We start from the raw sequence: 2305 nt of genomic DNA, 5'->3' as shown, positions 1-2305 counted from the left end.
GTAGGTGCCACTGGTGGGCCGGTCGAGGCAGCCAAGGATGTTCATCAGCGTCGACTTGCCCGAACCGGAGGCCCCGACGATGGCGACCATTTCTCCGGCGGCGATGTCGAGGTTGACGTCGTTGAGCACGGTGATGGTGTCATCCCCGGCCGGGAAGTCGCGGCGCAGTGCGCGCAGTTGCAGCAATGGCGTCGTCATGGCCACCTTACATGCCCGGCGGCGGACCGCGATGTTCGCTGCTGCTGTCCGCCGTGCCCGGTACGGCGGTGCCGGTGACGACGCGCTCGCCGGCCTTCAGTCCTTCGATGATCTGCACCTGGGCATTGGTATTGATGCCGGTGCGCACCTGGCGCTCCTGGGCCAGGCCTTGCGCATCCAGTACGCGCACGGTGTAGCGGCCCTGAGCATCCTTCGCACCCAGCGCCGTGGAGGGCACTACCAGCGCGTCCTTGGCCTCGGAGAGCACGATGTTGACCTGGGTGGTCATCGAGATGCGCAGCTTGCCATCGGGATTGGGCAGGTCCAGCAGGCCGTTGTAGTAGATCGCCGTCGAGCTGGAACTGCTGGTGGTAGTGCTGGTGGTGCTGGTGGTGGTGTCATCCTGCAGGATCGAGTCCGGTGCCGGTTCGATGGCGCGCAGGGTGGTGCGGTAGCGATGCTCGGGGTCGCCGAGGATGGTGAAGTACACCGGCAGGCCGGGCTTGACGCGTACCACGTCGGCTTCCGAGATCTGCGCCTTGATGGTGACCGTATCCATGCGTGCCACCTTGATGATGGTCGGGGTGGACTGGTTGGCGTTCACGGTCTGGCCTTCCTGGGCCACGATGGCGACCACTTCGCCATCGATGGGGGCGGTGATGCGGGTGTAGCCCAGGTTCAGGCGGGCGGTGTCAACCTTGATGGCACCGTCCTTGATCTGCGCCTGCAGGGCGGCGATGTCGGCACGGGTGGAGTTGAGGGTGGCTTCGGCCGTCTCGAAGTTCTCGCGCGAGCTGGCGTCGCCGGCCAGCATCATCTGCTGGCGCGCATAGGCCAGTTGCGCCTGTTTCAGCGTGGCTTCCTTGGCGCGCAGCTGGGCCTGCAGGTTCTGCAGCGAATATTCGGCGCTGGCCAGGGCATTGGCCTGGGTCAGGGAATCGATCTCGGCCACCAGCTGGCCCTTCTTGACGCGCTCGCCCAGCGCCACCTTGAGCGATTTGATCTGGCCCGACACCTGCGCGCCCACGCTGACCTGCTTGTAGGCCTTGACGGTGCCGCTGGCCAGGACCACGTCCTGGATATCGGCCACGGACGCGGTGGCGGTCAGGTAGCTGGGCGGCGCTGGCGGAGTGAGTGCGCGATGCACAAGGTAGCCCCCGGCCAGCAGGGCGGCGAGACTCAGGAGCAGGATCTTGGGGCGGCGGAAGTAGGCGATATTCATGCGAGAAAATGAGGGGCGGCCACAGGGTCGGCCGGACGCACAGCGGTGCCGCAGGCAAAGGCGTCATTGTGAGGCCGTCGCTGCCGTGCGTGTGTCAGCAGACGTAAATGTTGTGCAAGCAAAGCTTGCCGCTTACGGTTTGGGCAGCGCATTGACCGGCGGCACGCTGCCCAGCAGGCGGACCATCTCGACGCCATCGGACAGGAAGCGCTGCAGCGGGGTGAGCATGTAGGGCAGGGCGAAGGCGATCAGGATGAATCCCGCCAGCATGGTAATCGAAAACCCGATCCCGAAGAGATTCAGCTGCGGCGCGGCGCGGGTGAGGATGCCCAGGGCGAAGTTGGTGATGAGCAGTGCGATCAGCAGCGGCAGCGACAACTGCAGTCCCATGCTGAAGACCTTGGCCCCCCACAGGCCGAGCTGATGGAAGCCCTCGGTGGTGATCGGCACGCCCGTGATGGGCAGGGTGTGGAAGCTCTCTGCCATCACCTGCAACAGCAGCAGGTGGCCGTTCAGGTTGATGAACACCATGGTGGCCAGCAGCGAGAACACCTGGCTGATGACGGCCGTACGGCCCTGCGTCTGGGGATCGAAGAAGGCCGCGAAGGACAGGCCCATGGTGGAGCTGGTCAGTTCACCCGCCGCTTCCACGGCGGCGAACACCACGCGCATGGCAAAGCCCATGGACAGGCCGATCAGCAATTGCTGCAGCAGGATCAGCAGCCCGGTCATCGACATCGGATCGATGGCCGGCGGAATCGGCACATCCGGTGCCAGCACCGCGCCGATGGCGATACCCAGCAGGATCTTGACCAGCATGGGCACGCTGGCGCTGCCGAAGGGCGGGGCGATGGACAGCAGCCCGAGGATGCGCGTGGTCGGCCA

General features: G+C 65.6%; 3 protein-coding genes. All 3 read right to left on the bottom strand.

Annotation, left to right across the window (positions count from 1 at the left end):
* The coding region (locus tag B3873_RS01115) for an ATP-binding cassette domain-containing protein (protein ID WP_286863630.1) at nucleotides 1–198 on the bottom strand (198 nt) is incomplete at its 3' end.
* 7 nt (nucleotides 199–205) lie between these two features.
* Nucleotides 206–1420: an efflux RND transporter periplasmic adaptor subunit gene (locus tag B3873_RS01110; RefSeq protein WP_286863629.1), complete on the bottom strand. Its 1215-nt coding sequence runs from the start codon at nucleotides 1418–1420 to the stop codon at nucleotides 206–208.
* A 132-nt stretch (nucleotides 1421–1552) separates the two neighbouring features.
* Nucleotides 1553–2305 (bottom strand): flagellar biosynthetic protein FliR (fliR, locus tag B3873_RS01105; RefSeq protein ID WP_286863628.1); only part of this gene is annotated, 753 nt, incomplete at its 5' end.

The organism is Herbaspirillum sp. UBA812, from assembly GCF_002296545.1.
Lineage (GTDB): Bacteria > Pseudomonadota > Gammaproteobacteria > Burkholderiales > Burkholderiaceae_D > Herbaspirillum > Herbaspirillum huttiense.
Note: the sequence above shows the minus strand (reverse complement) of the source record. Positions and strands in the feature narration are given on the sequence as shown.